The 26,592-nt window shown below is 56.3% G+C and carries 20 protein-coding genes; 9 read left to right on the forward strand and 11 right to left on the reverse strand.

The features are described 5' to 3' along the window. Positions 1-133: 133 nt before the first annotated feature. The 6 genes from ACOTTU_RS14545 to ACOTTU_RS14570 form a co-directional block, all read right to left on the reverse strand. A complete protein-coding gene (locus tag ACOTTU_RS14545) occupies positions 134-1,513 on the reverse strand; it encodes a DUF3179 domain-containing protein (RefSeq protein ID WP_425659053.1) in 1,380 nt (459 codons plus the stop codon). 220 nt (positions 1,514-1,733) lie between these two features. Then, positions 1,734-3,194: a xylulokinase gene (gene xylB, locus ACOTTU_RS14550; RefSeq protein WP_425659054.1), complete on the reverse strand. Its 1,461-nt coding sequence runs from the start codon at positions 3,192-3,194 to the stop codon at positions 1,734-1,736. Further along, positions 3,191-4,159 (reverse strand): sugar-binding transcriptional regulator, encoded by a 969-nt coding sequence (locus tag ACOTTU_RS14555; RefSeq protein WP_425659055.1) that lies wholly within the window; start codon positions 4,157-4,159, stop codon positions 3,191-3,193. Before ACOTTU_RS14555 ends, xylB begins: the two co-directional genes overlap by 4 nt. A gap of 14 nt (positions 4,160-4,173) precedes the next feature. Continuing rightward, positions 4,174-4,992 carry a carbohydrate ABC transporter permease gene (locus tag ACOTTU_RS14560; RefSeq protein WP_425659056.1) on the reverse strand — a complete coding sequence of 273 codons (819 nt, stop codon included), beginning with the start codon at positions 4,990-4,992 and terminating at the stop codon, positions 4,174-4,176. A gap of 3 nt (positions 4,993-4,995) precedes the next feature. Next, complete coding sequence (locus ACOTTU_RS14565; protein WP_425659057.1) at positions 4,996-5,871, reverse strand: carbohydrate ABC transporter permease; 876 nt, start codon at positions 5,869-5,871, stop codon at positions 4,996-4,998. A gap of 68 nt (positions 5,872-5,939) precedes the next feature. Beyond that, entirely contained in the window at positions 5,940-7,289 is a 1,350-nt protein-coding gene (locus ACOTTU_RS14570; protein WP_298914255.1) for an ABC transporter substrate-binding protein, read from the reverse strand. Between the two features lie 138 nt (positions 7,290-7,427). On the opposite strand from ACOTTU_RS14570, the gene ACOTTU_RS14575 reads away from it, so the two are divergent. From ACOTTU_RS14575 to ACOTTU_RS14600, 6 genes are read left to right on the forward strand one after another with little or no spacing between them, the layout of a single operon-like run. Beyond that, positions 7,428-8,474, forward strand: a complete 1,047-nt coding sequence (locus ACOTTU_RS14575; RefSeq protein WP_425659059.1) for an ABC transporter ATP-binding protein — start codon at positions 7,428-7,430, stop codon at positions 8,472-8,474. Further along, complete coding sequence (locus tag ACOTTU_RS14580) at positions 8,471-9,832, forward strand: sn-glycerol-1-phosphate dehydrogenase (RefSeq protein WP_425659061.1); 1,362 nt, start codon at positions 8,471-8,473, stop codon at positions 9,830-9,832. Before ACOTTU_RS14575 ends, ACOTTU_RS14580 begins: the two co-directional genes overlap by 4 nt. Beyond that, entirely contained in the window at positions 9,829-10,386 is a 558-nt protein-coding gene (locus ACOTTU_RS14585; protein WP_425659063.1) for an SIS domain-containing protein, read from the forward strand. The genes ACOTTU_RS14580 and ACOTTU_RS14585 overlap by 4 nt, the downstream gene beginning before the upstream one ends. A 3-nt stretch (positions 10,387-10,389) precedes the next feature. After that, entirely contained in the window at positions 10,390-11,160 is a 771-nt protein-coding gene (locus tag ACOTTU_RS14590) for an SDR family NAD(P)-dependent oxidoreductase (protein ID WP_425659065.1), read from the forward strand. 35 nt (positions 11,161-11,195) lie between these two features. Then, entirely contained in the window at positions 11,196-12,008 is an 813-nt protein-coding gene (locus tag ACOTTU_RS14595) for a sugar phosphate isomerase/epimerase family protein (protein ID WP_298914269.1), read from the forward strand. 3 nt (positions 12,009-12,011) lie between these two features. Further along, positions 12,012-12,917: an HAD-IIA family hydrolase gene (locus ACOTTU_RS14600; protein WP_425659067.1), complete on the forward strand. Its 906-nt coding sequence runs from the start codon at positions 12,012-12,014 to the stop codon at positions 12,915-12,917. Between the two features lie 187 nt (positions 12,918-13,104). On the opposite strand, the gene ACOTTU_RS14605 is transcribed toward ACOTTU_RS14600, so the two are convergent. The 4 genes from ACOTTU_RS14605 to ACOTTU_RS14620 all read right to left on the reverse strand — a co-directional run bounded on the left by ACOTTU_RS14605 (position 13,105) and on the right by ACOTTU_RS14620 (position 20,898). After that, positions 13,105-14,472 carry an HlyD family type I secretion periplasmic adaptor subunit gene (locus ACOTTU_RS14605; protein ID WP_425659068.1) on the reverse strand — a complete coding sequence of 456 codons (1,368 nt, stop codon included), beginning with the start codon at positions 14,470-14,472 and terminating at the stop codon, positions 13,105-13,107. Further along, positions 14,469-16,214, reverse strand: a complete 1,746-nt coding sequence (locus ACOTTU_RS14610; RefSeq protein ID WP_425659070.1) for a type I secretion system permease/ATPase — start codon at positions 16,212-16,214, stop codon at positions 14,469-14,471. The genes ACOTTU_RS14605 and ACOTTU_RS14610 overlap by 4 nt, the downstream gene beginning before the upstream one ends. 59 nt (positions 16,215-16,273) lie before the next feature. After that, on the reverse strand, positions 16,274-19,471 hold the full coding sequence (locus ACOTTU_RS14615; protein WP_425659072.1) for a beta strand repeat-containing protein: 3,198 nt from the start codon (positions 19,469-19,471) through the stop codon (positions 16,274-16,276). Positions 19,472-19,920: 449 nt separating this feature from the next. Then, on the reverse strand, positions 19,921-20,898 hold the full coding sequence (locus ACOTTU_RS14620; RefSeq protein WP_425659074.1) for a LysR family transcriptional regulator: 978 nt from the start codon (positions 20,896-20,898) through the stop codon (positions 19,921-19,923). Between the two features lie 652 nt (positions 20,899-21,550). Between ACOTTU_RS14620 and ACOTTU_RS14625 the strand changes: the two genes are divergently transcribed. From ACOTTU_RS14625 to ACOTTU_RS14635, 3 genes are all read left to right on the forward strand, one after another. After that, positions 21,551-22,786 (forward strand): CAP domain-containing protein, encoded by a 1,236-nt coding sequence (locus tag ACOTTU_RS14625; protein WP_425659076.1) that lies wholly within the window; start codon positions 21,551-21,553, stop codon positions 22,784-22,786. A gap of 94 nt (positions 22,787-22,880) precedes the next feature. Then, positions 22,881-24,611: a type I secretion system permease/ATPase gene (locus ACOTTU_RS14630; protein ID WP_425659078.1), complete on the forward strand. Its 1,731-nt coding sequence runs from the start codon at positions 22,881-22,883 to the stop codon at positions 24,609-24,611. Then, the gene (locus ACOTTU_RS14635) at positions 24,611-25,918 is read left to right on the forward strand and encodes an HlyD family type I secretion periplasmic adaptor subunit (protein ID WP_425659080.1); all 1,308 of its coding nucleotides are present in this window, start codon (positions 24,611-24,613) and stop codon (positions 25,916-25,918) included. The genes ACOTTU_RS14630 and ACOTTU_RS14635 overlap by 1 nt, the downstream gene beginning before the upstream one ends. Positions 25,919-25,969: 51 nt before the next feature. Here ACOTTU_RS14635 and pcaG read toward each other — a convergent pair whose 3' ends face one another. After that, a complete protein-coding gene (gene pcaG / locus ACOTTU_RS14640) occupies positions 25,970-26,590 on the reverse strand; it encodes a protocatechuate 3,4-dioxygenase subunit alpha (protein ID WP_425659081.1) in 621 nt (206 codons plus the stop codon). Positions 26,591-26,592 lie beyond the last annotated feature (2 nt).

The following is a 26,592-nucleotide window of genomic DNA, read 5'->3' on the forward strand; positions in this document are numbered from 1 at the left end:
TTTACGGATTGCCCACACCCGACGACGCGCAAACCCTTGCCGAATAAACGGAGTGCGTGGTCAAGCCGGATGTATGCTTATCACTTTGAAACTGCAGGGTTTCCATTGTCTGATGGCATCAGCTCGAACACGCCTAGCCCTTGTAAACGGACGCGGCACCGCTGAGGTAGTTGTCCCAGGCGAACCAATAGGCAATGTGGCCCGCAACTCTCGGCAGGCGGGTGCCGTCAGGACCGACGAGAGCGTCTTCGGTGATGATCCACTCCGATCCGTCCGCAGCTTTCAACCCACCCGATGAAAGCTCGAATGTATGATTGCCCCGCTCATAGGCGCGGACGCTACGGCTTTCCGCAGTCCCGATCAGAACTAGGTTTGTACTGTTGATCCCATCGTTAATCAGCCGCTTTTTGGCGAATGCATCCAGCGGCCAGGCCCGCGCGGCCCCGAACTGGCGGATGGTGAAAACATAGTCTTTCTGGCGATGTTCGCTTTGATCTACAAGGGCGGGAAACATCAGGTCAGGGGAACCGAAGTAATTGGCATAGACAACTCCCGACCCATAGTTGCGCCGATGACCCGTGTCGAGTGACAGAACTTTGCTGCCGGGATGGGATGTTTTCCACCTGTCCCACGTTGTGATGACAACCGGCCGCTGTTTCAGCTCAATCCCAGAGTTGACCAGCGGCCCCACCACCGGCTTGCCGGTGAACTGGTTCCAAAGTGAATGGCTTTGGCGATCAAACATCAGCTTGTTGGAACGATAGAGAAATCCCGAAGACCCGAAAACCAGCGGTTTTGATCGACCGGCAAGCTGCGTTTCAAACAGAATGCCCGATCCGCACAACGTGCAATAGGCGAGTGCGACAGGCACGCCCCCTATGACTTCGTTGAACATCTCATGCCACCCCATGATGCGCAGCGGATAGGCTCTGACATCGCCATTGATCGACACGCCGAACACCAGATCCGACCCGCGCAGGTAGGATGCTTCGCTGGCTGAGATCAGTTGCGGGTTGTCAAGCGAGGGAATGCCATCCTTGCGGACCCCACCCCAGGCGATCTCTTCCAAACGTATCCGCATCTTGTCACGCGCCAGATACTCAGTTTTCAGAAAGTCGGAAAAATTGGGATCGATTTGCAGCAAAACACGCCGCGTGAACGCGATCTGCGCTGGATGAGGAACAATCTGCGGATTGCGTTCCTGCCAAAGCATCCAGTCAAACCAACGGGTTCCGCGTGACTGGCCAGTAATGCGCTGCAAAACCTCGGCCACTTCGCGCCGTCGCCCTTCCGTAAACCTCAATGCCCGGATCAGACCCGCCGCCATATCCGGGTTCCCACGGTTTTCGATGAGTTGCAGGCCGGCCTTGTATTCTGATGTTGTTCCAAAAACCTGAGCATCCAGGGCATCCTGAAGTGCCTTGTCTTCGGAAGATTGCTGTGCCGACACGCTTCCCGGTATGAATGCGGACGACAGCGCCAGAGCGGAAAATTGGCGTCGCGATAGGGTCATTGGATAGCCTCCGTGAATGCCACCAAGCTGGAACGCTCTGTATTCAACTGCAACTAAAGAGATCGTGAGACCGCGCAGGTCGCCGCGAATGTGTCTGTACATGCGATGTCAGATTGCTCGCCAGCCTCGGTTTTCCGGGGGCGTCTTGTCGCAATGCATGTCGAAAGAGCGAAGGGCCGTGCCATGCAAGTCACTCAAGCGCACAGGCACCGATCCCATGTCATCCGTGGAATGGCAGTTCCCGATATCTCTGGTGCCGTTCAAGCAAGTCGTTTCGCCACTCTGGGCGCGGGGAAACGCTTCTGCTGATTGTTTGTTTGCGTTGCAAAATTTCCGAGGTCTCCAACGGGCTGGCGGCGCATTGCGCAAGTTTCGCGGCACCGATGCAGGCAGAGATATCGCCATTCACGGGAACCATCATTTCAATGTTCATCAGGCTGGCGATCAATTGCACCCAGAGATCAGACCGTGTGCCGCCGCCCACTGCTACCATTTCGTTTATCGGAACACCGGACTGGGTTTGCGCCAGATAAGCGTCGTAAAACTGAAAGGCGACGCCCTCCATGACGGCATAGGCCAAATCAACTTTGTCCGTGATTGCCGAAATCCCTGATAGAGCCGCTAGCGCGTCAGGGCGATTGTCTGGAGTGCGCACGCCGGTCAGGCTCGGCCGGGCAATTGGGAAGGCGCTCATGCCGATATTAGCGATTTTTTGATCCGCAAGCGTGGCCAGTTCAGCAGCAGAGGTGGCGGTCAAATCCGCGATCCAGTCGAGCGATTGCGTGGCGCTCATGACCACGCCCATAGACAGAAAGGTGTCCGGAGCCGCGTGTGGAGTGGTCAGTACCGCCTTTTCGGGGTCGGGGCGAAATCGGTCATCCACTGCCGAGAGAACACCCGATGTCCCTATGCTGAGTGCAGCGGTTCCGGGGCGCGCGGCACCGACGCCCAGAGCGCCCGCGTAATTGTCGCCGCACCCGGTTGCGACCAGAACACGCGATGGCATGCCCCATCGCTTGGACAGCTCGGACTTCAGATATCCGGCGGCTGCATAGGAGGGTAAAAGACTGGGCAGCTTGCTTCTGTCCCAACCGGCCGCTTCGATAAGTTCGTCGTCCCAGCTGGCCGTCGCGCAATCCAGCAACATGGTGCCCGAGGCGTCCGATATATCGCTCGCCCGCTCGCCCGTCATCATAAGGCGAACGTAATCCTTGGGCAGCATCAGGATGTCCGCGCGATCCAGTGCACTTGGCCAGTGTTGCGCCATCCAAAGAAGTTTGGGGGCGGTCAATCCTGGATCAGGCTGTCCGTTTGTGCGCCAGCCGATGTCAGGAACCCGGTCGAGAAGTATCTGGCACTCCGCCAGCGATCTCTGATCGTTCCACAAAAGGCAAGGCGCAACCGGTCTGTTTTTGCCGTCAAGCAGCACCGACCCCAACATCTGACCGGACAGCGAAATGCCGACAATACCGGACATCAGTTTCGATTGGTTCTGGGCCAGTTCGTCGAAAATTTCTGTGGTCAGGTGCCACCATAGATCGGGTTCCTGCTGTGACCAGCCTTGGTGTGGTCGGTCAACTGCGCAAGAGCGCGACGCTTGCGCGAGACATTGATCGTCGGCATCAATCAGGGCGATCTTGATGCCGGAGGTGCCGAGATCAATGCCTGCAAAGATGCTCATTTAGCCTGGTCCAGTAGCGCCATGGCGGTGTGTTCGTCGGTGACCAATGTGCCTACGCACCCCCGTGTCAGCAGCGCCCTGATGATCGGTACTTTGTTGAGGCCGCCTGCGGCAAGAATGACGTTTTCGATCTGATCCAGATCGGGCAACTCCAACCCCAGAACACGCTCGTTGATCGGGTGATCCACCAAATCCCCATTCGCGCTGAGAAAGTAACCCATGATGTCACCAACAGCACCACTTGCATGGATACTCTCAAGGTCGATATCCGGCGGCATCCCGTCTTTGATCAGCAATGACTTCTGCATGTCTCCCGCTGCAAGGGCGATCCCATCCGCTCGGCGGATTTTCTCGATCGTGGACTGGAAAACGTCCTGCGCGACAAGAATATCCCGGCTTTCCCGCGATCCGGCGTAGATTGGCGACGTGAAATAACTGTGCTCGGCGTTGCACAGGTCCGCGAGTCGCGTGGTGATTTCGAAACTATTGAGATCGGAGCCTTTGGAAAGTCCGCCCATGACGGAGATGATCTCAAGGTCAGGGCGGTTGATCGGCTGCATGAAACGCGTCGCCATATTGAGCGTATTGCCCCATGACATACCGAAAAGCCTTACATCTCGCTGGCTCAGGTAGCTGGCGAGGTATTGACCGAGCGATGATCCAATCATGGTATGCAGGTCAAACTGCTCACCCGCGATCGGAGCCACAGACGCCGTTTTGAGACTAAAGGCATTGCACAGCTTCCACTCAAGCTCCGCGCAGGGCGCGTAAACCGAATTGACCGCGACGCGAACAATGCCGCGGGCCCTTGCCTCGCGCAGAGATTTGTTGACGCGCAGGCGGGTAAGGCCGAATTTCTCCGCCGCCGCCGCCTGGGTCATGCCTTCCATTTCACACGCCCAGGCCAGTCGAACCAAAAGTTGCTCTTCGGCGTCAACAGTATTGGTCTTGGGCGCGCGGGGCATGAATTTTCCTCTCCCTACTTCACGGCACCCATGGTCAGGCCGCGAACCAACTGCTTGGAGGCAAGCAACGCAAAGATCAACACCGGGATAACGATCAACGTCGATGTGGCCATGATCTTTCCGTAAGGCAGGTTGTATCCTTCCATGAAAGACACTGCCATTGCAGGCGCCGTTTTGGCGGTTGTGCGCGTCAATACCAACCCGAACATCAGTTCGTTCCATGAGAAAATGAAAGAAAATATCCCAGATACGGCGACACCCGGCATCGCCAGCGGCAGGCAGATTTTCCGCAGGATGATCCATTGAGAGGCACCTTCGATTCGCGCCGCTTCATCAAGATCATAGGGAATGCCGCGGAACTGATCGGTGCAGATCCAGATAACAATCGGCAAATTGAAAGTCAGGTAAATCAGGATCAGCGTAATGTGCCTGTCGAGCATCCCCAGCTGGCGCACAATCAGGAAGAACGGCAGGGCCAGCACGATGGGGGATACCATGCGATTGGTGATGAACCAGAACCACAGGTCCTTTTTGCCGCGAAACTCGAAGCGGGCAAGGGCGAAGGCTGCGGGCACGCCCAGCAGGATCGCCAGCGCTGTTGTGCTGATTGCGATGATCAGGGAATTCATCAGCGTGCGCAGCACACCATCGTCGAAAAGCGCTTCGCGGTAGTTTGCCAAAGTTGGTTCAAACAACCAGACCGGCGGGCTCTCCAACGCCACCACCTGGGTTTTCAAGGATGTGGTGACCATCCAGTAGAAGGGGAAGACACAGACCAGCAGAATGGCCAGAAGCAACAGGCCTTGTATCCAAAGAGAGCGGGACGAGGTCATGGCTCAGACTTCCTTGTAGAAGACGCGAATGTAGATTTGGCTCAAAATGATCGTGATGATCAGCAAAATGATCGCTTGAGCAGAGGCCAGTCCCTGATCGAACGCACGAAACCCGACCCGCTGAATCATCAATGATATCAGCTCGGTGGAGGATCCGGGTCCGCCACGTGTGAGCGTGAAAACCATATCAAAGAGTTTCAGGGTATCCGCGGTGCGCAGGATCAGGACCGCCACCAACCCGGGCATAAGAAAGGGCAACTGGACGTAGCGCAGAACAGTCCACCAACTTTTGGTTTCGAGGCGCGCGGCTTCTTCGATCTCGTCGGGGACCATCGTAAGGCCCGCCAGCAAAACAAGCGCTACAAATGGGGTCCACTGCCAGACATCCCAGAAAATGATCATGGTGAATGCGTTTGTCGGATCGCCGATCCAATTGATGTTGTCACCGCCGAATGGAGACAGAAACTGATTTATGACACCGAATTTCTGATTGAACATGACCTGGCCAAGAAGGCCCACGACCGCGTAGGTCGTTGCCATTGGCAGCACCAGCGACAGCCGCGCAAGCGTTTTCAACAATGTCAGGCCGGGTTTGTGCAGGATCAGCGCAATCCCCAATCCAAGCGCCAGTTGCAGGGGCAGGGCGATGCTTAGCAGGGTGAACGTGCGCCCCATCGCTTCCCAGAAAACGGAATCTGTCAACACATCCCAGTAGTTTTCCAGCCCGATGAATTTGACGCGTTTGAGCTTGGTCAGATTATAGAAATGCAGACTGGTCCAGGCCGCGTAGAGCAAAGGCACAATGCCGATTGCGGCCAATGCGATGACGGATGGGCCAATAAAGGCGAAGATCGTTTTTCTGGGAACTTTGCCGGGCATTTCGATGACCTTTTACGGGGCATAGGGGCGCCGAAGCGCCCCCGCCGTCAATGTTAGGCTGGCGGTGGCTATTGCGCGAGTGGTTTGTCACCGCTGTAATATCCGGCGTCCTCAAGCACTTCTTCCATGCGCGCACCCAGCTCGGTTACACCCTCCTCGATGCTGACTTCTTCCAGCATGATCTTGGTGCCCCATTCCTGCACGATCTCGGTGATTTCCGGCCACTCAGCAAAGCGCGGACGGAATTCCGGGACACCATCCTGCCAGCTTTCGACCAGGGCGGGGATGAACTTGTAGGTGTCAGCCAATGCGGGATCGGCATAGGCCGATTGTCGTGCGGGCACCCCACCGCGTTCCAGGTATTCACCTGCGTTTGCCTTAGATGTGGCCCATTGGATAAACAGGTAGGCTGCCGCTTGCTCCGCATCATCGGCCTGCGCAGCGACCGCCATGGAGAACCCGCCCAGAGCAGGCTTCCGTCCCGCTGGTCCCGTGGGTTCCGGTGCGATTTCCACACAATCAGCAATTTTCGAGGTCTCCGGGCTGACAACAGTGGAATAGAAAGCCGACCACTCGGTGATCATGGCCACATCACCCTGGCTGAACGCGTTCACGGTTTCCGCGTGATCATAGGCGACGATGCCATCGGGCATATATTGCATCAGGTCCTGCCGGAATTGCAGACCCGCAAGGCTTTCTTCCGACATCAGGTTCGATTTGAATTCGTCATTCAGGAACGAACCGCCGAAGGGCCAGAGCATGCGCGCAAAACTATCCGCAGATTGTGTCTCGTTCCGTTTGGATTGCAAGGCGTAGGCGTATTTGCCGTCCTTGGTGAGCGCGGGGCCGTAGACGTTTTTCAAGTCATCCCAGGTTTTTGGCGGGCCATCAAATCCGGCTTCTTCCAGCATGCAGCTATTGTAGAACAGCAATCCGGAATAGTTGTCGACGGGCAGGCCGTAGATTGTGCCGTTCCAGCCGCCAAAGGCGTTCAGGACCAGCGGGAAGAAGTCATCCATGTCCAGATCGGGGTCCGCCAGATCGGGATTTGAGGTGAACTTGTCCAGCGGGACAATCCAGTCGTTCTCGGCGAAATTACCGATCCAGACCAGGTCGATCAGCGCGACATCAAGATCGCCGCCTGCGACGAAATCCCGAACCTGTTCACCCAGCGCGTTTTCGTAAGGATGCTTGATAATATTGACTTTTATCCCGGTTGCTTCCTCGAATTCAGGCAGCATCGCTTCGATTGCTTCATATCCCGGGCGTAACAAGAACACGACATCGACAGTGGTGCCGGCATAAGGTTCAGCGGCTTTCTCAAGGCTCCATGCGTGACCATCGGCCAGCACATTTGACGCACCAAAACACAGGCCTGCGGCCATCGCGGTGGTGCCCAACATTTTTTTGAATTTCATGTGTTCCTCCCATCGGAAACTGTTGACATCCATTTGTATCGGATCACATACAAATGTAATGAATGGCGCAGATGTCAACATGAAAATGTCGGCAGGTCATCGGTAAAGGCGTGCTGCGACCACAAGGGAGACAGATCTTTGGCGACAGTTGATCTAAGCGGAATAAGCAAGTTTTACGGGGCAATGCAGGCTCTTTTTGATGTGTCGCTCAGCGTGCCGGATGGGGCCTTCGTGGTTTTTGTCGGGCCGTCCGGTTGTGGCAAGTCAACGTTGCTTCGCACGATCGCCGGTCTCGAATCAGTTGACGGCGGGACTATTGAGATCGGCGGCAAGGATGTGACGCAGCTTGAACCAGTTGATCGCGATGTCTCGATGGTTTTTCAGTCATATGCCCTTTATCCGCACATGAGCGTCCGCGCGAATATGGAATTCGGGATGAAAGTTGGAGGCGTCGGGGCAGATGAACGCAACGCCCGGGTCGAAGAAGCCGCCAAGATACTGCAACTCAGTGAGCTTTTGGATCGCAAGCCAGGTCAGCTATCGGGTGGACAGCGGCAGCGCGTCGCAATTGGCCGTTCAATTGTAAAGAAGCCCAAGGTCTTTCTGTTTGACGAACCGCTTTCCAATCTGGATGCGAAGCTGCGCGTCCAGATGCGGGTAGAGCTCGAAGCGCTGCATGATCAACTCAACGCCACCATGATCTACGTGACACACGACCAGGTTGAAGCCATGACCATGGCAGATCAGATTGTCGTGCTTAACGCTGGTCGAATTGAACAGGTCGGCAGTCCGATGGACCTCTATCACCGGCCTGCTTCGGAATTCGTGGCTGGTTTTATCGGGTCGCCGGCAATGAACATATTTGACACCACGTCCATCTTTGCCGGATCGCTTTCGCGGCAGGAGCAGACAGCTCGTCTTGGCATCCGCCCGGAACATATTGTTCTGGGAAAGGTGGGGCAGGGCGCCGTCGATTTGAATGTCGCGGTAAAAGAGCAATTGGGTGGCGAGAGTTACCTCTACCTGCAAGGTGATGATGGCGAACGCCTTGTCGTTAAAACCGATGGAGAAGACGCGACAAAGGCCGGGCAAAGCGTCAGTATCTTGATTCCTGCTCACCGGGTGCATCAGTTCGATGCCAACGGGGTGACCTTGTCGAATAACGCCGGAGGCGCGCCGGTATGAGCCACTGGAAGGCGCAATTTGACAACCTCATCGCGCCCGCGGTCGCCAAATCCGCCGTGACAAAACATCTGATTATTGACCGCGGGGCGATCACGCATGTTGGTGAGGTTGCCGCATCGGTAACATCGTCGCAAAGAGCGATCCTTTTCGCTGATCGCGCGGGCTTTGATGCGGCGGGGTATGCCACACGGGATCAACTGGTCTCCGCCGGGTTTGCCGTTGATCAGTTGATCCTGAACGATGAACCTTTGCCCAAGGCTTCGGTTGAAGAAGCCGAACCTTTCATCGAGACGCTCAAATCTGATCCCTTGCTGCTGCCGGTCTCGGTGGGATCTGGTGTGATAAATGATCTGGTCAAATTCGCCTCCTACGAGACAAATCGGCAATACGTAAGCGTCGCGACGGCGGCGTCGATGGATGGATATACCAGTGCCGGTGCCCCACTAGCCCGGGACGGGTTCAAAGTGACGATTCCCACCCGCGCGCCCATGGCCCTTATTGCTGATCTTGATGTGATCGCCAAGGCACCCGCAGAGATGACCGGCTGGGGCTACGGCGATCTGGCAGGTAAATCTCCGGCGGGTGGAGACTGGTTGCTGGCAGAACTTGTTGGCGCAGAGGTAAGAGATGCAACCGCCTGGCCATTGGTTCAGGACCATTTGCGCGGCTGGCTTTGCGATCCGCAGGCATTGGCTCACGGGGATCGCGATGCGACGGCGCGGCTTTTCATTGGGCTCACGGCTGTTGGCTTCGCAATGGAGTTTCATGGCTCATCGCGTCCGGCCTCCGGCGCGGATCATCAGATCGCCCATATGTGGGAGATGGAAGATCTCAGCTTGGAGGGGCGCAAGGTCAGTCACGGTGCCGCTGTTGCTGTCGGCTGTGTTGTCACGCTGGCCCTTTATGACTGGTTGCTCGGGCAGGATTTATCACAGATCGCTGGCCCTGCTCCCGATTTGAATGCGGCTTTGGATGAACTTAGACGGGTCATTCCGGACACACGCATCGCAGATCGGGCCGTTCTGCAAACGCAGGAAAAATGGATTGATCCCGCGCTGCACGCGGACAGGCTGAAACGCATTTGTACTCATTGGCAGGACACGCGTGGAATCATCCGCCAACAATTGTTTCGCACAGGTGAAATGGTTGCGATGCTCAAAATGGCCGGGGCACCGGCCTTTGCAAAAGATATTGGGGTCAGTTCAGTCCATCTGGAGCGAACGATCAGAGCCGCAGCTTACATACGCAGCAGGTATACGATCCTCGATTTCCTCAAGGAAACGGGTCTTTTTGAGCGCGCACTCTCCGAGGTTCTGCCAAAGCTTGATCAGCTCGCCGCTCATGGAGGCAAAATATGAACCTTTCAGAACTCGCTCACAGGGCAAATGAGGAAGTCGGTGATGTCTTGCAAAAGGCCTTGCCGGATCAGGTGATTGCCATGGCGTCCCCGATCCTGAGCGCCAACCACATCGCGCTATACGGAGTGGGCCGCGAGGGGTTGATGATCAAATCTCTGGCCATGCGGCTTTTTCACCTTGGCCTTGACGCGCATATGATCGGGGACATGACCACACCACACATCGGGGAAGGTGATCTGCTGATCGTGAGTGCCGGTCCGGGGTATTTTTCCACCGTCGCGGGGTTGATCAAACAGGCCAAGATCGCTGGGGCGCAGGTATTATGTGTGACGGCTGAACAGGATGGGATTGTCCCGAAATCCGCAGATCACGTTGTTCTGCTGTCGGCCCAGACAATGGCCAATGATCAAGGCGGTGACGGTTCAATATTGCCGATGGGGTCGCTTTTCGAGGCGGTGATGTTCATGTTCTTCGAAATGCTGATCCTGCATTTGCGGGATGCAAAAGGAGTTTCCGCAGAAGACATGCGCGCCTTTCACACGAATATGGAGTAGGCAATGACGGTCTGGCAGGAACGGTTTGCGATCAAAGATCGCGTCGCCTTGGTGACGGGGGCATCGTCGGGTATCGGCGCGGAAATCTGTGAGGTCTTTGCTGACGCTGGTGCGCGCGTCATCGCCACCGGGCGGAATGAGGACAAGCTTGCTGCCCTGCAATCTGATATTGCGGCAATGGGGGGCAACTGCCGGATCATCCCTGCCGATATCGGCGAGATCGATGGCGCAGAGGGCGTGGTTTCCCGCGCTCTGGAAATGGCGGGGACAGTTGATATTCTGGTCAACAGTGCTGGCACTGCGATTGTGGGACCGGCGACAGAGTTTTCGCTGGAGGACTGGGACCGGACAATGGCGCTGAACCTGCGCGCACCGTTTATCCTGGCTCGGGGACTGGCGCCGAAAATGATCGCGCAAAAACGCGGTAAGATCATTAATATTTCGTCGCAAACCGGTGTGATTGCGCTGCCTGATCATGCAGCCTACGCCGCCTCCAAAGGCGGACTAAACGCCCTGACCAAAGCTCTGATGACCGAGTTCGCCCCGCATAACATTCAGGTGAATGCCATCTGCCCAACTGTCGTCATGACGCAGATGGGGCGCAAGCTTTGGAGTCCACCCGAGAAATCCGGCCCTTTTCTGGCGGCAACGCCTCTGGGTCGCTTCGGGGAGCCGGTCGAGATTGCGGATATGGCCCTTTATCTCGCCTCGCCCGCATCTGATCTGGTGAATGGCGCACTGATGATGATTGAAGGGGGCTATTCAAGCGTATGATACGAGGATTTGGGGTCCATACCAGCATGTGGACGATGACATGGGATCGCGAGGGTGCTGAACGGGCAGTGGCCGCTGCTGTAGCAGACGGTATGGATTTCATCGAAATTGCTTTGCTCGACCCGCCGTCTGCGGATGCTGATCACAGCCGGTCATTGTTGGAAGAGGCTGGTCTTTCGGCGGTATGTTCGCTGGGATTGCCAGAGGCCGTCTGGGCGTCGCACAATCCGGAGGGTGCGGTTGAATTTTTGAAAGTTGCGATAGAGAAAACGGCCGCGATGGGTGGCCTTGCGCTCAGCGGCGTGACCTATGGCGGCATCGGTGAACGCTCAGGCCTGCCACCGACGCAACAGGAGATCGACAACGTTGCAAAAGCGCTGCAGATGGCCGCCGGATATGCCAAAAAAGCTGGTATTCTATTTGGCATCGAACCCGTGAACCGATACGAGTCCCATCTGATCAATACTGCGGCACAGGGTGTCGCGATGATCGAAAAAGTGGGATCGGACAACATGTTTTTGCACCTGGATACCTATCATATGAATATCGAGGAAAAGGGTGCGGGTAACGGGATTTTGGATGGGCGTGATCATCTGCGCTACATTCATCTGTCGGAAAGCGACCGGGGGACGCCGGGCATGGGCACCTGCGACTGGGACGAGATTTTCGCAACCCTTGCCGCGGTGCAATTCAGCGGTGGACTGGCGATGGAAAGCTTCATCAACATGCCGCCAGAGATCGCGCATGGTCTTTCTGTCTGGCGACCGGTCGCCAACAATCATCGCGAAGTCATGGATCAGGGGCTGCCTTTCCTGCGTAACAAAGCCAAGCAGTATCGGCTCATTTAACCCATGTCCTACACATCCCTTATGACGACCGATGCTGCGTTTTCACGGTATGAGGAAATCCGCAGGCGTCTTCCCCAGACGACATTTCCGTCCCGGAGCCAAAGTCGTGCATCCCTTGCACAAGTGGCTGACGATGTGGATGCATTTGTGCTGGACGCTTTTGGTGTCCTGAATGTTGGCCAAACCCCGATCCCGGGCGCTGTCGAACGGATGGCGGAGCTGCGGAGAATGGGTAAAAAACTGGTCGTGCTGACCAACGCGGCCAGTGATACGCGCGCAGCAGCCCTGAAGAAATATCGTAAATTGGGGTTTGATTTCACGGCTGATGAGGTCGTCGCCAGCCGCGATGTGTGCGCCGCACGGCTCGGTGATTACTTGCCGCTGGGACGATGGGGCGCGCTGTGTACCGATGTCGATACCTTCGCGGATCTTGATGCAGACATTGTCCGCTGGACCGCAGCCAAGCCTTGGGATGTGGACGGGTTTCTGTTTCTGTCCAGTGCGGCCCTTGATGCGGCGACCATGACCGCCCTGAAGGCTGATTTACACAGGCGCACGCGGCCGCTCCTGGTCGCCAATCCCGATATTGTGGCCCCGCGTGAAACGGGTTTGAGCTGTGAACCCGGATATTTTGCCCATTTGCTGGCAGATGAGACCGGCGTTGAATCGGTATTTTTTGGCAAACCCTTTGGCAATGCATTTGATGATGTCAAACGGCGGTTGCAGGGGATCGCGCCTGAACGCATTGCGATGGTTGGCGACACCCTGCATACCGACATCCTCGGTGGTCGTGCCGCTGGTTTCAAAACCGTCCTGATCGAAAGGTTCGGATTGTTTTCTGGTACGGATGTTGGTCCCTATATTCGTCTGTCCGGGATTGTTCCTGACTACATCTGTCCTGTTACTTAGACAGGGCAATCGACGCCCTAGAGTCGTTGCGGAAACGAGCCAGATTTCACCCGTTTTTGTGGTCACCGATGAAAAGTGCCCCCGCCAGAGGTGCTGGCGAGGGCGTCTGAAGCGCATGTTGATAAACAGGGCAATTGTTAAAAAGGGTCACAGAAAAAAATGCACTCGTTAAGATTTGCGCTTCAGACTATTCGATAAAGGTTCTCGCGATCCGGTCACTGAGTGGCTGGGTCAGATAGCTGATTGCAGTACGCTCGCCCGTATTGACAAAAAGGTCTGCGGGCATTCCAGGTAGAAGTTCGAGATCGGCAATCGCTTTGGGCTGATCTGCGTTCAGTTTTACGCGGGCGATGAAATAGCTCTCACCGGTTCTGTCGTCTTCCAAGCTATCTGCCGAGATGTCGAAAATCTGCCCCGTTGCTTCTGGGATATCGCCTTGATCGAATGCAGAGAGACGCACGCGGGTGCTCTGGCCTACTTTAAGTTTTTCGATATCCGCCGTGTTGATCCGCGCTTCAACGATCAGTGGGTTGTCAGCTGGAACGATATCCAGGATGGCTTCGCCGGGGCGCACAACGCCCCCCGCAGTAAAGAGGCTCATATTGACGACACGGCCATCTGCTGGCGCGGCAATGTATATCCGCTTGAGGCGTTCTGTGGCACCGGCATAGCGGGGTGCCACCACGGAGATTTGGGCATCGACGGCGGCCAGTTCCGTTGCGATGGCTTCATCGCGCAGTTTTTGCTGGCTCAGATGCGCGAGTTTCAGCTCCCCGATCTGGTTTTCGGCCTGAGCCTGCTGGGTCGCCAGGGAGGCGTCGATGCCACGCAGTCTTTCAATTTCGATCCGACGCGCGGTGACGCGGGTTGCCGCAACCAGGCCCTTGTCAAAAAGAGTTTCGAGATTTCTCAGCTCGGTTTTGGTGATCTCCAGCTGACGCGCGTTGGAACCGCGCTGCGTTTGAATTCCGGCAACTTGGTCACGCAGGCTTTCGATACGTTGATCAAGGATGTCGCTTTCCGTCTGCCGCGCCCGCGCCTCGGTGGCAAAAAGCTGTTTCTGGGTGAGATATGCGGAGTGCCAATACTCTTCCTTTGCAACCCGAGAGGCTTCAGCCACATCTTTCTGCGAGAACACACTGGCGCCATTGATCTGTGCCATAAGGCGGGCGCGTCTTACGGTAAGCTCTCCAAGCTGGCTGCCAAAAACATCGAGATCGACGTCAAGCTCAGCGCTGTCCAGTTCGACAAGCGTTTGACCTGCCTGCACAAAATCACCGTCTGATACGAGTATGCTGCGCACGATACCGCCATCCAGATGCTCAACTGTCTTGCGATTTCCCTCGACCACAAGCGAAGCCGGAGCCACAACCGCGCCGTCCAATTCAGAGGAAAACGCCCAGTAAAAAGATCCACCAAGAAAGATGATAAGCATCGCAATTCCGGCCAAAACAAAGCCTCTGATGCGTGGTTCCGCCGCGGGGCCGCTGATGCGGTTATAGTCTTCGAGGCGTAAGACCTCTTGAGTCCGGGGTGCCGAAATAAGTGCAGTCATTGTGCTGTTCCTTCCATCCGGAGTTGCTGTTTCACGCGCTTGACCGGTTTCGGACGTTGCCCATCAAGAACGTTTTGTTGGGTCGGTCGCAGGACATCGTTCTTGTTGCCAAACTGGGTTTGCGTGCCGTTGCTGAGTATGAGCACCTTGTTCACCGCTTGCAGCGTGCTGGGGCGATGGGTCATGACGATTACGATGGCGCCGCGTTCACGCGCGCTCTGAATGGCTTTGCGCAGGGCTTGCTCGCCTGTCGCGTCCAGATCAGAGTTAGGCTCGTCTAGCACCAGAATGAACGGATTATTGTACAGTGCGCGCGCCAGAGCGATCCTTTGACGCTGACCGCCTGACAGGAAATACCCGTTGCCGATCTTGGTCTCATATCCATCCGGCAGCGTGCTGATCAATTCATGCACGTCGGCAGACATCGCGGCCTGTAATACCTGCGCATCATCAATGGTGGTGGAGAAACGCGCGATGTTTTCCCTGATCGTGCCATCAAACAGATCCACATCCTGAGGCAGATACCCGACCAATCGGCCAAGATCTTCGGTATCCCATTTTGACATGGCCGTGCCATCCAACGTGATGGCGCCGCGTTGGGGCATCCAGATGCCGGCCAGCATCTTGGCCAGCGTTGATTTGCCCGATCCACTTGGGCCAATGACGGCCACAACATCACCGGCGTCCAGCGCGAAGTTGATGCCGCCGATTGTTGCGTTCTGAGCGCGGGGAGGTCCGGCCTGCGCAATACTTGCTGCCAGTGAGATTTCCGGGCGAGGCAACTGCAGCCGTGGCGGCGCGGAGGGATAGTCGGCGGCGAGAGATTTTAGTTTGCGATAAGAGCCACGCGCAGCCAGAAAGCTGCGCCACTGGCCGATGAGCTGATCAATGGGGGCAAGGGCCCGAGCCAGCACGATGGTCGCGGCAATCATGACCCCGGCGGTGGTTTCACCGCTGATGGCTAGTGCGGCGCCAAGACCCAGAATGGCAGATTGCAGGCCCATCCGGATGGTTTTCGAGATCACCGAAAATGTGGCGATACGGTCGCTTGCTTTGGTTTTAAAGATTTGAGTCTGTGCCTGAAGAGCGCTCCAGCGACGCGCGAGGTCACTTTTCATCCCCATGGCGTGGGCCAGTTCGGCGTTGCGTTCGCTGGTTTGAAAAAGCGCATCTGACCGGCCTCGGGCAAAGGCGGCATCCTGCATGGGCGTTTGCGCTCTGGCGTTGTTGATCAGCGCCAGAAGCGTCAGAACCACGGCCCCGGAGACACCGAGCAGGCCCAAGAGCGGATGCAGAACGTAGAGCAGTGCAAGGTATATCGGGATCCAGGGGGCGTCGAAGAAAGCCGTAAGTGTCGTTCCGGAAATGAAATCTCGAAATCCGTTCACGTCATCGACGGGGTTTTCACCGGCGACAGAATGTCCTTGAACCCGGCGGCGCATCGCTGCGGCAAGAATGGGCTCACCAATTTCCAGCTCGAAGCGGGCACCAAGCCGGTTAAGGATACGCATCCGCATCAGGTCCAGACATCCTGTCACCACGAACACGCCTCCCAGAAGTAATGTCAGGGCGATCAGCGTCTCGATGTTCTGGCTCGTCAGCACCCGGTCGTAGACCTGAAGCATGTAAAGCGGCCCTGCGAGCATGAGAAGGTTAAGAAAGAGGCTGAAGACAGCCACGGCGGCAAATCCGCTGCGCAGCGCGCCCCAGGCTTTTTTGACGGAGTTGGATTTCTGGAACATGGTGTGGACCCTTTTTGTTGGCAGGGACGGCGAGGCAACCCGCCGTCCCGTTTGTCGGCTTAGACCGCGAAGTCGTCTTCGCTCAGCTGCGTGCTGTCGATGCCTTCAAGGCGCAGGGAGCTGTCGGAGGAGAAGGACAGAACCGCATCAGCGCCGTCTTGTGTGACGCTGCTTGCCAGGTCGAAATCCGGGCCAAAGTCACTCAAGCGGATTTGGTCCACACCAAGCTGGAAGTCGGTGACCACATCGTTCCCGTCGCCCGGGGCGAAGTTGAACGTGTCCGCACCTGCGCCGCCGGTCAGCAGATCATTGCCGCCTTCACCGCTTATCAGGTCGTCACCATCGCCACCGTTCAGGACATTGTCGAGATCGCTGCCAATGATGACATCGGCGTCGTCGGATCCGATCACGTTCTCGATCGAACTCAGGACATCGGTTTCGATCAAATTGTCGATCACATCCAGACCGATCACACCGGTGCCGGCTGTGGCATCCGTGTCCAGTGTTGCTCCTGCGTCCACCAGCGTGTCCTGCACAACCGGGCCGTTGGCACCGGCGGGTGCATTGTGCAGATGGATTGCAGATACAACGCCCGGGATCGGAGTGTTCAGATCCGCCTCATTGAGGCCAACAACGCTCAGTTCGGAAGAATAGAGCACCTCACCTGCCTCGTTGAACGAGATTGTGACTGTTGCCTCGCCTGTGGCGTTGCTGTCCGATGTTGGCCCGGGTTCCTGGCTGGCATCCAGCGATCCTGCGAGCTCGATCACACGGTCATGACCGGTGCCTGTGTCGCTGATGACCTCCAGTTGGCCACGGATCTCGCCAGCGGGGAAATCAGATGTGTGGATGTTGTAGTAGAGGTTACCCGCCACTGCCTGCTCCACAAACTGTGCCCCATCGGCGATGGCTGAGCCGAACTGACCCGGTGCGACGACGGTCTGATTGACCACCGACACATTAAAGCCGGTTTCACGTGTCGCCGTTCCGTTACCGTTTGGCCCCAGATTGACCGAAACAGCCACATCGAGGTCGGAGAAATCGACCGTGTCGAAGCCGTCGCCCCCGTCGATGAAGTCGTTGCCAAGACCGCCAACGATAACGTTGTCACCGTTGCCTGCGATCAGGACGTCATCGCCCGCGCCGCCGTCGATGGTGCCATTGATCTGGCCAAGGTCGACCACAACGTCATCACCTGCACCCAGGAGCACGTTGCCGTTGACCACACCGTCGTCGTCGTTGACGAAAGTGACTGTACCCGCATCGGTCGCGTCAATGGCATTGACGTTGCCGCGAATCTCACCTTCGTTGATGATCGCACCCAGCAGTTCAAGACCGCCATCAACCCGGATACCAACAGCGGCATCGCTGTCTTCGGAACCGGCGATAAGGCCGTTGTTCTGCACCAGACCGGCAAAGCCTGCATCTTCCTGATTGCTGAACAGACGCAGGCCGTCACCAACCTGATTGCCTTCAACCGCGTCACCACGGCCCTGGAATGTGCCATCGTTGATAACGGCCGCGGAGACAATATCGCCATCCACGTCGCCGGTTTGCAGAGCAACGCCTGAGCCATTGTTACCTAGGCCGGCATCTACGAGGCCGGAGTTGGTAAAGCTGTAGTTGTCGGCGGTACCATCTGCGTAGACTGTGCCATTGCGCTGATTGCCCGTACCAAGGATGGAGCCTTCGTTGACAACGTCGAGGCCTTCGCCATCGATGTTCAACGCGCGGCTGTCAGAGGAGACCGTTCCGCGGTTGATGAAGGATCCCCCGGAATGGTCGCCTGTACCGAAGTAGACACCGTTTTGGACACCGGCGAAGGTACCGCCTGCTTCGTTGACCAACTCACCCTGGAAGTTGACATTGTTCACAGCACGGAACGCACCGGTGGTGCCTTGCGCGCTTTCGGAGGTCACCGAACCCGAGTTGGTGATCGACCCATCAAAGAGCGCGGGGCCAAATCCGGCGTCAGACCGCACACCTTCCAGGCGGATACCATCACCTGCGGTACCGGCAGCGGCCGAAGCCTGACCACGCCCGGAAATGTCGCCCGCGTTGGTAATCTCAACGTCGCCGTTGCCCTCAGCCGCCAGCGACAGGGAGATACCTGCGCCCTGATTGCCTTCACCGGCATCAACGGTGCCGTTTGCAAGGTTCTGGATCGAGAAGCCGCTTGCCGTATCATCCGCATAGATTGTGCCATTGCGCTGATCACCGGTGCCCAGAATGTCACCGCCATTGACGAGATCAACGCCTGACCCGTCGATGTTGACCGCCCGGCTGCCGGATTGGATCGTGCCAAGGTTCAGAATATCCAGATCATGTTCGGCATTGCCGACATAAAGACCGTTGCGGACACCTTCGATCGTCCCGGTTTGGGTGTTGAGAATGCGGCCGTCCGCACCAACGCCGTCGGCAATTCGGATACCCGCTGCCGTGCCCTGATCGCTTTCAGAAGATACCAGACCGCTGTTAACGATATCGGTATCAAGGATCGCACCTTCGGCACCGTCATCGACGCGAATACCATCGCCCGCAAGACCGGTGTTGGCCGCAGCCTGCCCGCGGCCCTGAATGGTCGATCCAAAACCGTTGAAGATGGATGTCGATACGACGTCACCTACTTCGTCGCCAACCTGCAAGGACACACCCGCGCCCTGATTGCCGTCGCCTGCGTCAATGGTGCCGCCTGCAAAGTTGCTGATCGAGACGTCTTCGGCAGTGCTGTTGGTATAGATCGTACCATTGCGCTGATCACCCGTGCCGATGATGTCGCCAAAATTGCGAACGTCGATACCTTCACCTTGAATGTCTACTGCACGGCTGTCAGAGGAGATCACGCCACCTCTGAAGTTGTCCAGCTGACCGGAGCTATTTGGCCCAGCGAAGCGAACGCCGTTGAACTCTCCCGCGATCTCACCAAAGTTTCGAATGGTGGCACTGCCGGATACCAGGATACCGCTTGCCAGCGCATCCGCACCGGAATTGGCTTCGATGCTGCCGGAACGAAAGTTGAAGACCTGTGCATCCTCACCTTCAACAGCAACCGCAGCTTCGGCATTGTTCGTTTCGATTTCACCAAAGTTCAGCAAACGGGCAAAATCATTGTCCAGCAAGAACGCCGGCGTGTTGTCGACAACGGTGCTCTGAAAGAAACCGTTTGTCAGGGTTTGTCCGTCTCGGACCGTTTCTTGTGCCAGCGTCGACGTCGTCAAAAGACGGGCGCGCAGACCAGCGAGTAGTTCGGAAAGCATGGGGAGACTCCATAATTGTTTTTCGGTTGCGGACAGCTGCCAGGAGGCAAATTGTCCGTGCCCTATTTCTTATGAAGCCGGCGTTGGCCTGAGAAATTCACGGTCTGAATGAGTGCTATAAGCCCACCAAATACTCACAGCGCCCGTGATCTCTGAAATTATTTTATATATTTTTATCAATCAGTTAGGATAATCCTGTATCATCTGTGAAACTATTCAATGTCGCATGCTGACATTAATGTCAGCTGTGTTGAGCCAATTTTTTGACCTGGAATTCGACTTTTGGCTTTCAGGAGGAGGCTTGGGTCAAGGCTGATCAAACTGTGTCGAGCAAAGATATCGCTGTGGCCGCACAAAAGAAATTTCGCCGCCCGCAGTTGCGACGGCAGGTTTCGGGAACGAAAAGTTTGAGTAACGGGCGGAACCCTCTCCGCAAGTTAACGCACTTCCTAAAGGGGCAGTTTGATGGCTGCCTTTAGAGCGCCTTCTTTCGGTTGTGATGCAACCGTCCCCGGGGGAGGGGCCTCTTGAATATGATTGCGCATAGCATCAATGACCGCGGTGCGGGGGTACTCTGGTCGTGTGATTGCGCCAAGCTCGCGGATGTTCCCTTCGTCGTTGAAGGGAATAAAGTCGAGACCGAAGTTGTCACTCCGGAACTGCATCGCGGCGATGGCATTTATCATCGTGCAGGCGTCACTTTCGGCGACATGCCGGCAAACCGTTTCGAAGCGCGCTGTTCGCACATCAATGCCGACGAGCTCCGTCACATCGGTGGAAGGTTGCGGCAAATCCTTTTCCAGATCGTACCCGAAGGAGGTGTCAAATCGAACCAGCAGATCCGCAGGGACCTCATGCGCCCAAATGCTCGAATGTTTGCTGAGAAAATGCCCCTTACGTACACCGAGATACAAGGGCTCCAGCCAAAGCGATGCGAAATCCATCGGTTTTTTTGATGCTTTGTAGAGGGCCGTGTGGCTCTTGCGCGCAATGAATGCCACATCAATGGCCTTGCTTTCTACCATATACGCCAATTGGGCAGGGTATTCTTCGACAATGATGACCCGCATGTCGGGGTAGAGATGGGCAAACATATCGCGAAAGTAGCGCGACAAATATGCAGCGAGCGTTGGTGTCATCCCCAACCTCAGCGGCATGGTATCCACATTTCTGTGCTGCTGAGCTACATCGTCGATGCGCTCGACCAGCCCGTTGATCTGCCGGGCGGCAGCCAGAAACTCCGATCCGAACTCGGTCAGATGTACATCTCGATTTCCACGTTTGAAGATATCGAGGCCCAGTTCGGCTTCCAGTTTTTTGATCTGATTGGATAGCGCTGGCTGGCTTACATTTACGATTTCCGCCGCGCGCGTGAAGTTACGGTGATCCGCTACGGCAATCACATACATTAAATCTCGCAGGTTCATCGGACTTATATCCTAACTGTGAACTATGGCCGGGCGCATATGACACGCCTGAAGCCGCGAAAGCTGCCGTCACTTATAAAACCGCAAAACCGATCAAATACCCGTGCATACTGGCCGCGGCAGATATCGTTGCGCAAGTCTGCGGCCTGTCACCTCGCAGGTAAGTGAAGGAGCGCGAGGGGGATTGCAACGGAGGGCTTTGGATCATGTGCGTTCATCACAGTCTGGAGCGGCGCAAATGCCAGCGACATCGTACCGAAAAAGGAACGGTGATCCGGCACGATCCTGCCGCCTTGGAAATAGGGTCGCAATAACATGCCGACGAGCTCTGTGATCCGGCGAATTGAAGCTTGTCCTCAGGGTTTCGGGCGGGGTCGCTTGACCCTTGCTGACAGCACGAACTAGGTCTCCCCTGCCAGTCGAGGACGTATCACCGCGAAGGGCATGAGCCGTATGAAATCATGAATACGGCCCAAAACCAGTTCCCTGTTTTTGGAGCTGCTGTAACGCTCTGGGCGCATGTTGTGTCCGGGTCCGGTCGAGACATGCCCTGATCAAGCATGTCGGCAGTCTGGTCAATGAGCGCGAATGTCGAACCGGTTGCCCCTGTCAAAGGGGGCACCAAAATTTACGGTAAACGAAGGAAGAAATCATGTCTCAAGCAAATGCACTCGAGCAACTCATGCTTAACTTGATCAACGAAGAACGGGCCGCGGCAGGGGTCCAACCACTGACATTTGACGACAGATTGAACGATGCATCCGAAGATCACAGCGCATGGATGCTCGATTCAAACCGTTTCTCGCACACCGGAGAGGGGGGCTCCAGCCCAACAGCCCGGATGGAGAATGCTGGCTTTGAGTTCGAAGGATCCTGGCGTTCCGGGGAAAACATCGGATGGCAAAGTGAGCGCGGTGACCCTGGTCTGGAGGATGATGTCGAACAGATTCATGACAGCCTGATGCGCAGCCCCGGGCACCGGGCCAATATCCTGAATCCTGATTTCGAAGAGATCGGGATCGGTATTGAGCGCGGAGATTTCACCTCGGGCAGCACTTACGATTCGGTGATGGTCACGCAGAACTTCGCAACCACTGATGCAGAGGATCCAGCAGATCCTGCTCCAACGGATGATACTGACCCACCTGTTGTCACGGATGTTGATGAGCCGGTGACTGATGACGGGACGGACGACCCCGTTGATGTGGAAGAACCCGATGACAGTGGTGACGACACTCCGGTGGATACGGTGGATGATCCGGCTGACGACGACGATGAAGAGCCCGTCGATACTGCCGAAGATGACGACGATCCGGTTGATGCGGACGATCCTGCGGATACGCCGTCGGACGATGAGGATGATCCTGTAGATACTGCTGAAGACGACGAGACACCGGATGACGGTGAGGAGCCGGTTGATACGGCAGATGACGAGACGCCTGATGATGATGAAGAGCCGGTCGATACTGCGGAAGACGATGACACGCCGGATGACGGTGAGGAACCCGTTGACACCACAGATGACGAGACACCGGACGAAGATGACGATCCCGTCGATATGGCAGAGGATGATGACACGCCAGCCGATGACGACGATAGCGACGTTCCGGCTGACGATGATATGGCCGCCTGTGACGGCAATGGGATCATCTTCGTGAACTTCGGTGACTTCAACATCGACTTCAACTTTTACGGCGTCGACGAAGACACAGACGATACCGAAACGCCAGACGATGTCGCGATGGACGAGGACAACGGGGACGAAGGCATGGACGACGATGCCCCCTGTGTGACCTTTGATGTCGATGCATTCCTTGCGCAGGTCAGCGAAATGCTAACGCAAATCGATTGGGAGCTTGATGGCTTCCAATGCTCTGAAATGGCGTAATGCCTTGCTCTGGGGGGAGGCACCACGTGCTTTCCCCCAGACGACCCTTCAACAAGAGACCTCTTTTTCCGTCTTTAGATAATCGAGATAAATCGTGAAACAATTGAACCATGGCGCGGCAGAACTGCGCCGCGCTCGCAAAACCGGCTCCAGCCTCCTGGCGTCAACATTTTTGTTCAGCATTTTTGTGAACTTGCTCATGCTGACCGGCCCTCTTTTCATGCTACAGGTTTACGACCGCGTGCTTGCATCCGGGTCCGAAGAAACCCTCGTGGCTCTCTTTTCGCTTGTTGCAGTGCTATATGTGTTTTTCGGTGTTCTCGATTTTGCCAGAGGCCGGTTGCTGACCAGATTTTCCGCCCGTTTTCAGGCGGTTTTGGATGCGCGGGTGTTCAGAGCGGTCCTGAAGCTTTCGCAATCCGCTCCCCCTGGAAAGGTGTCAAAGGCTGGCTTGCGAGACCTGACGCAAGTTCAAAACGTTTTGTCTTCTCCTGTGATGCTGGCGCTTTTTGACATCCCCTGGTCGCCCCTTTTTATCTTGGTGATATTCGTCTTTCACCCGTTGCTGGGATGGATCGCGGTTGCTGGTGCAGGGGTGCTCATCGTGCTGACCATGGTGCATAATTTCCTGACCAGGGACAAATCCACGAAAGCCCAATCCGCAGGTCTTACCGCACAGCGTTTTGCCGACAAGTCCTGTGAGCACAGCGGTTTGGTACGCGCATTGGGCATGCGCGACGCAACCGTCGACCACTGGAAAAAGCTGAGTGATCAGGCGCTGGAGCAGAGCATCCAGAATGCGGACCAGTCTGGCGTTATGACGTCAACAACCAAGACATTCAGGTTGTTTCTGCAATCCGCCATTCTGGCCGCAGGTGCTTTTCTGACCCTTCGAGGCGACCTTACAGGTGGGGCGATGATCGCAAGTTCTATTCTGCTGGGGCGCGCCCTGGCGCCAATCGAAAAGCTGTTGTCGCAATGGTATTTGCTGCAGCGCGCGCATGAGGCCTGGAATTCCCTTTCAACGCTTTTGTCAAGAATTCCACCGGACCCGCAGATGCTGAAACTGCCGCGGCCCAAGGCCGAAATATCTATGTCAAAGGTATCGGTGATGGCCTCAGGCAGCCGCAGACCGATATTGCAACATATCAGTTTCGCGGTCGGACCCGGTGAGGTCTTGGGGGTGATCGGGCGTAGCGGTGCCGGCAAATCAACCCTCGCGGAAACGTTGCTCGGACTTTCGCCACTTGCCACAGGTACCGTCCGTTTGGGTGGTGCGGAGATTGGTCACTATGATCCTGACAGCTTTGGCAGCTATGTTGGGTATCTGCCACAGGATCTGACCCTCTTTGACGGCACGATTGCACAGAACATCGCGCGCATGTCTGCGAGCCCGGATGACAGCAAAGTTGTCGAAGCGGCCAAACGCGCCAATGCACATGAGTTCATACTCTCGCTACCGAACGGATATGACACCCGCGTGTCAGAAAATGAGGCGCAGATTTCCGGTGGCCAAAAACAACGGGTGGCACTCGCAAGGGCGCTTTACAACGATCCGCTGCTACTGGTTCTTGATGAGCCGAATTCTGCCCTGGATTCCGACGGATCTGCGGCACTCAATCAGACCATTCGAGACTTTCGCAATAACAACAAGGCCGTCATTCTGATGACCCACCGGACGGCTGCGCTGTCAGAATGCGACCGGCTGATCGTATTGGACGAGGGTCGGGTTCGCGCATCGGGACCCCGTGATGAGGTCATCAAAAACATGTTGAGCAGAACCAGAGATGGGGCGCAGGTCGTCGCCATGGCAGGAGCGAAGTAATGGAAAATGACGTGAAGACAAGATGGCACGCAAAGGCCCCATTGATGATTGGGTTCTCTGCGCTGCTTCTGCTGGTCGGTGTTGTTGGCGCCTGGAGTACCAATACCGAGATTGCTGCTGCTGTGGTCGCTGAAGGTATGGTCGAAGTTGAATCCAACCGGCAGGTTATTCAGCATCCCGATGGTGGTGTTGTCGGGGAAATCCTTGTCAAAGATGATGACTACGTGGAGGCTGGCGATGTTTTGATCCGTCTGGACGGGCGTCTTTTGCGTTCGGAACTGACGGTTGTTGAGATCCAGTTGCACGAAATCCTTGTACGCAAGGCGCGCCTTCAAGCTGAACGAGATGACAGTGATGATATCACGTTTGGGCCCGAATTACTGGCTTTGTCCGAAGCCTCTTCCGAAGTTTCCGCCCTTATTGAGGGGCAGACCAATCTGTTTCGCGCGCGCGCGATTTCTCTTGAAAAAGAACTGGAACAACTGGCTGAGCAAGTCTCGCAGATTGGCAATGAGATCATCGGCACCGAAGCTCAATTGACCGCTTTAGCGGAACAGCAAAAGTTAGTGAATGACGAGAAGATCAGCGCGGAACAGCTGCTGGAAAAAGGGTTGATGCAGGCGTCGCGCGTGACGACGTTGAGGCGAGATGCAGCAGGTATCACGGGAGAATTGGGGCGCTTGTCGGCGCGCAAGGCGCAGTTGAACGGGGAGATCGCCGCGCTGAACATTCAAAAACTCAGGCTGAAGACGACCCGGCGTGAAGAAGCGATAACGATGCTGCGCGACCTACAACCGCAGGAGGTCGAATTGACCGAGCGTGCCTTGTCGCTGCGCGAAACCCTGTCTCGGTTGGATATCCGCACGCCCGTCAGCGGCATTGTCTACGGGACAACCGTTTTTGCGCTCCAATCGGTGATCCAGCCAGCGGCGCCAATCATGTTCGTGGTGCCACAGGATCAGCCCTTGGTCGTTTCGGCACGCATCCCGTCGCGCAATATCGACCAGGTTTTTGTGGGACAGGAAGCTTCTTTGCGTTTCACAGCCTTCAGCCAGCGCACGACGCCCGCGATTTCGGGTCAGGTATCCAATTTGTCTGCGGATGTCTTTGCCGATGAGGCAACTGGTGCCAGCTACTATCAGGCCAGGGTGAAGCCCGACCCACAGGAAATGAGCCAATTGCAAGGGCAGGAACTGCTGCCGGGCATGCCGGTTCAGCTGTTTATCAAATCAGAAGAGAGGACGCCGCTTAGTTTTCTGGTCAAGCCGCTGATGGATTACCTGACACGCGCCTTCCGTGAGGCTTAGGAATGGTCGCGCCCCTCGGAGGTAACTGGCGTCCGAGGTCAGAGGCGGTTTTCAAACGTCAAAGAAAACCGTCTCATCCTTGCCATGCAGACGAATGTCGAACCTGTAGACCGGCTTTTCACTGCTCTCGTCGCGCATCGCGATCAGTGTTTGTCGCCGTTCCGGCCATTCTATCAGACCGAGCACCGGATCTTTGAGATTTGCCTCTGCTTCATCTGAAAAATAGATGCGGGTGTTGAGCCCGACGTTGATGCCACGTGCGACAATCCAGAGGTTGATATGGGGGGCCATCTGTTGCCCGCCGTGTCCGCAGACCGCCCCGGGTTTGATGGTATCAAAGCGCCAGAGGCCAGTTTCAAAATCGGTGATAACCCGACCCCATCCCAGGAAACCCTCTTCGACCTCTCCCTTATGTTCCGGATGCGCATAGATGCCCTTCGCATTGGCTTGCCAGACTTCAAACAGGGCATCTTTGATCGGGCTGCCCGCGGCATCAATGATCGCGCCTTCAACCTGGATGCGTTCTCCGGCGGCGTTCGGTCCAGCGATGTCCTGGCCCAGCTCGTGCGCATAGATATCAAATCCGGCAGCGCCGGGCGCCAGACCGATATATACATAGGGGCCGGCCGTTTGTGACGGGGTCTCCTTGAGGTAATTCAGGTCCCGGGTCATGG

Origin of the sequence: Roseobacter sp. EG26 (assembly GCF_049830555.1) — a bacterium.
Taxonomy (GTDB): domain Bacteria; phylum Pseudomonadota; class Alphaproteobacteria; order Rhodobacterales; family Rhodobacteraceae; genus Roseobacter.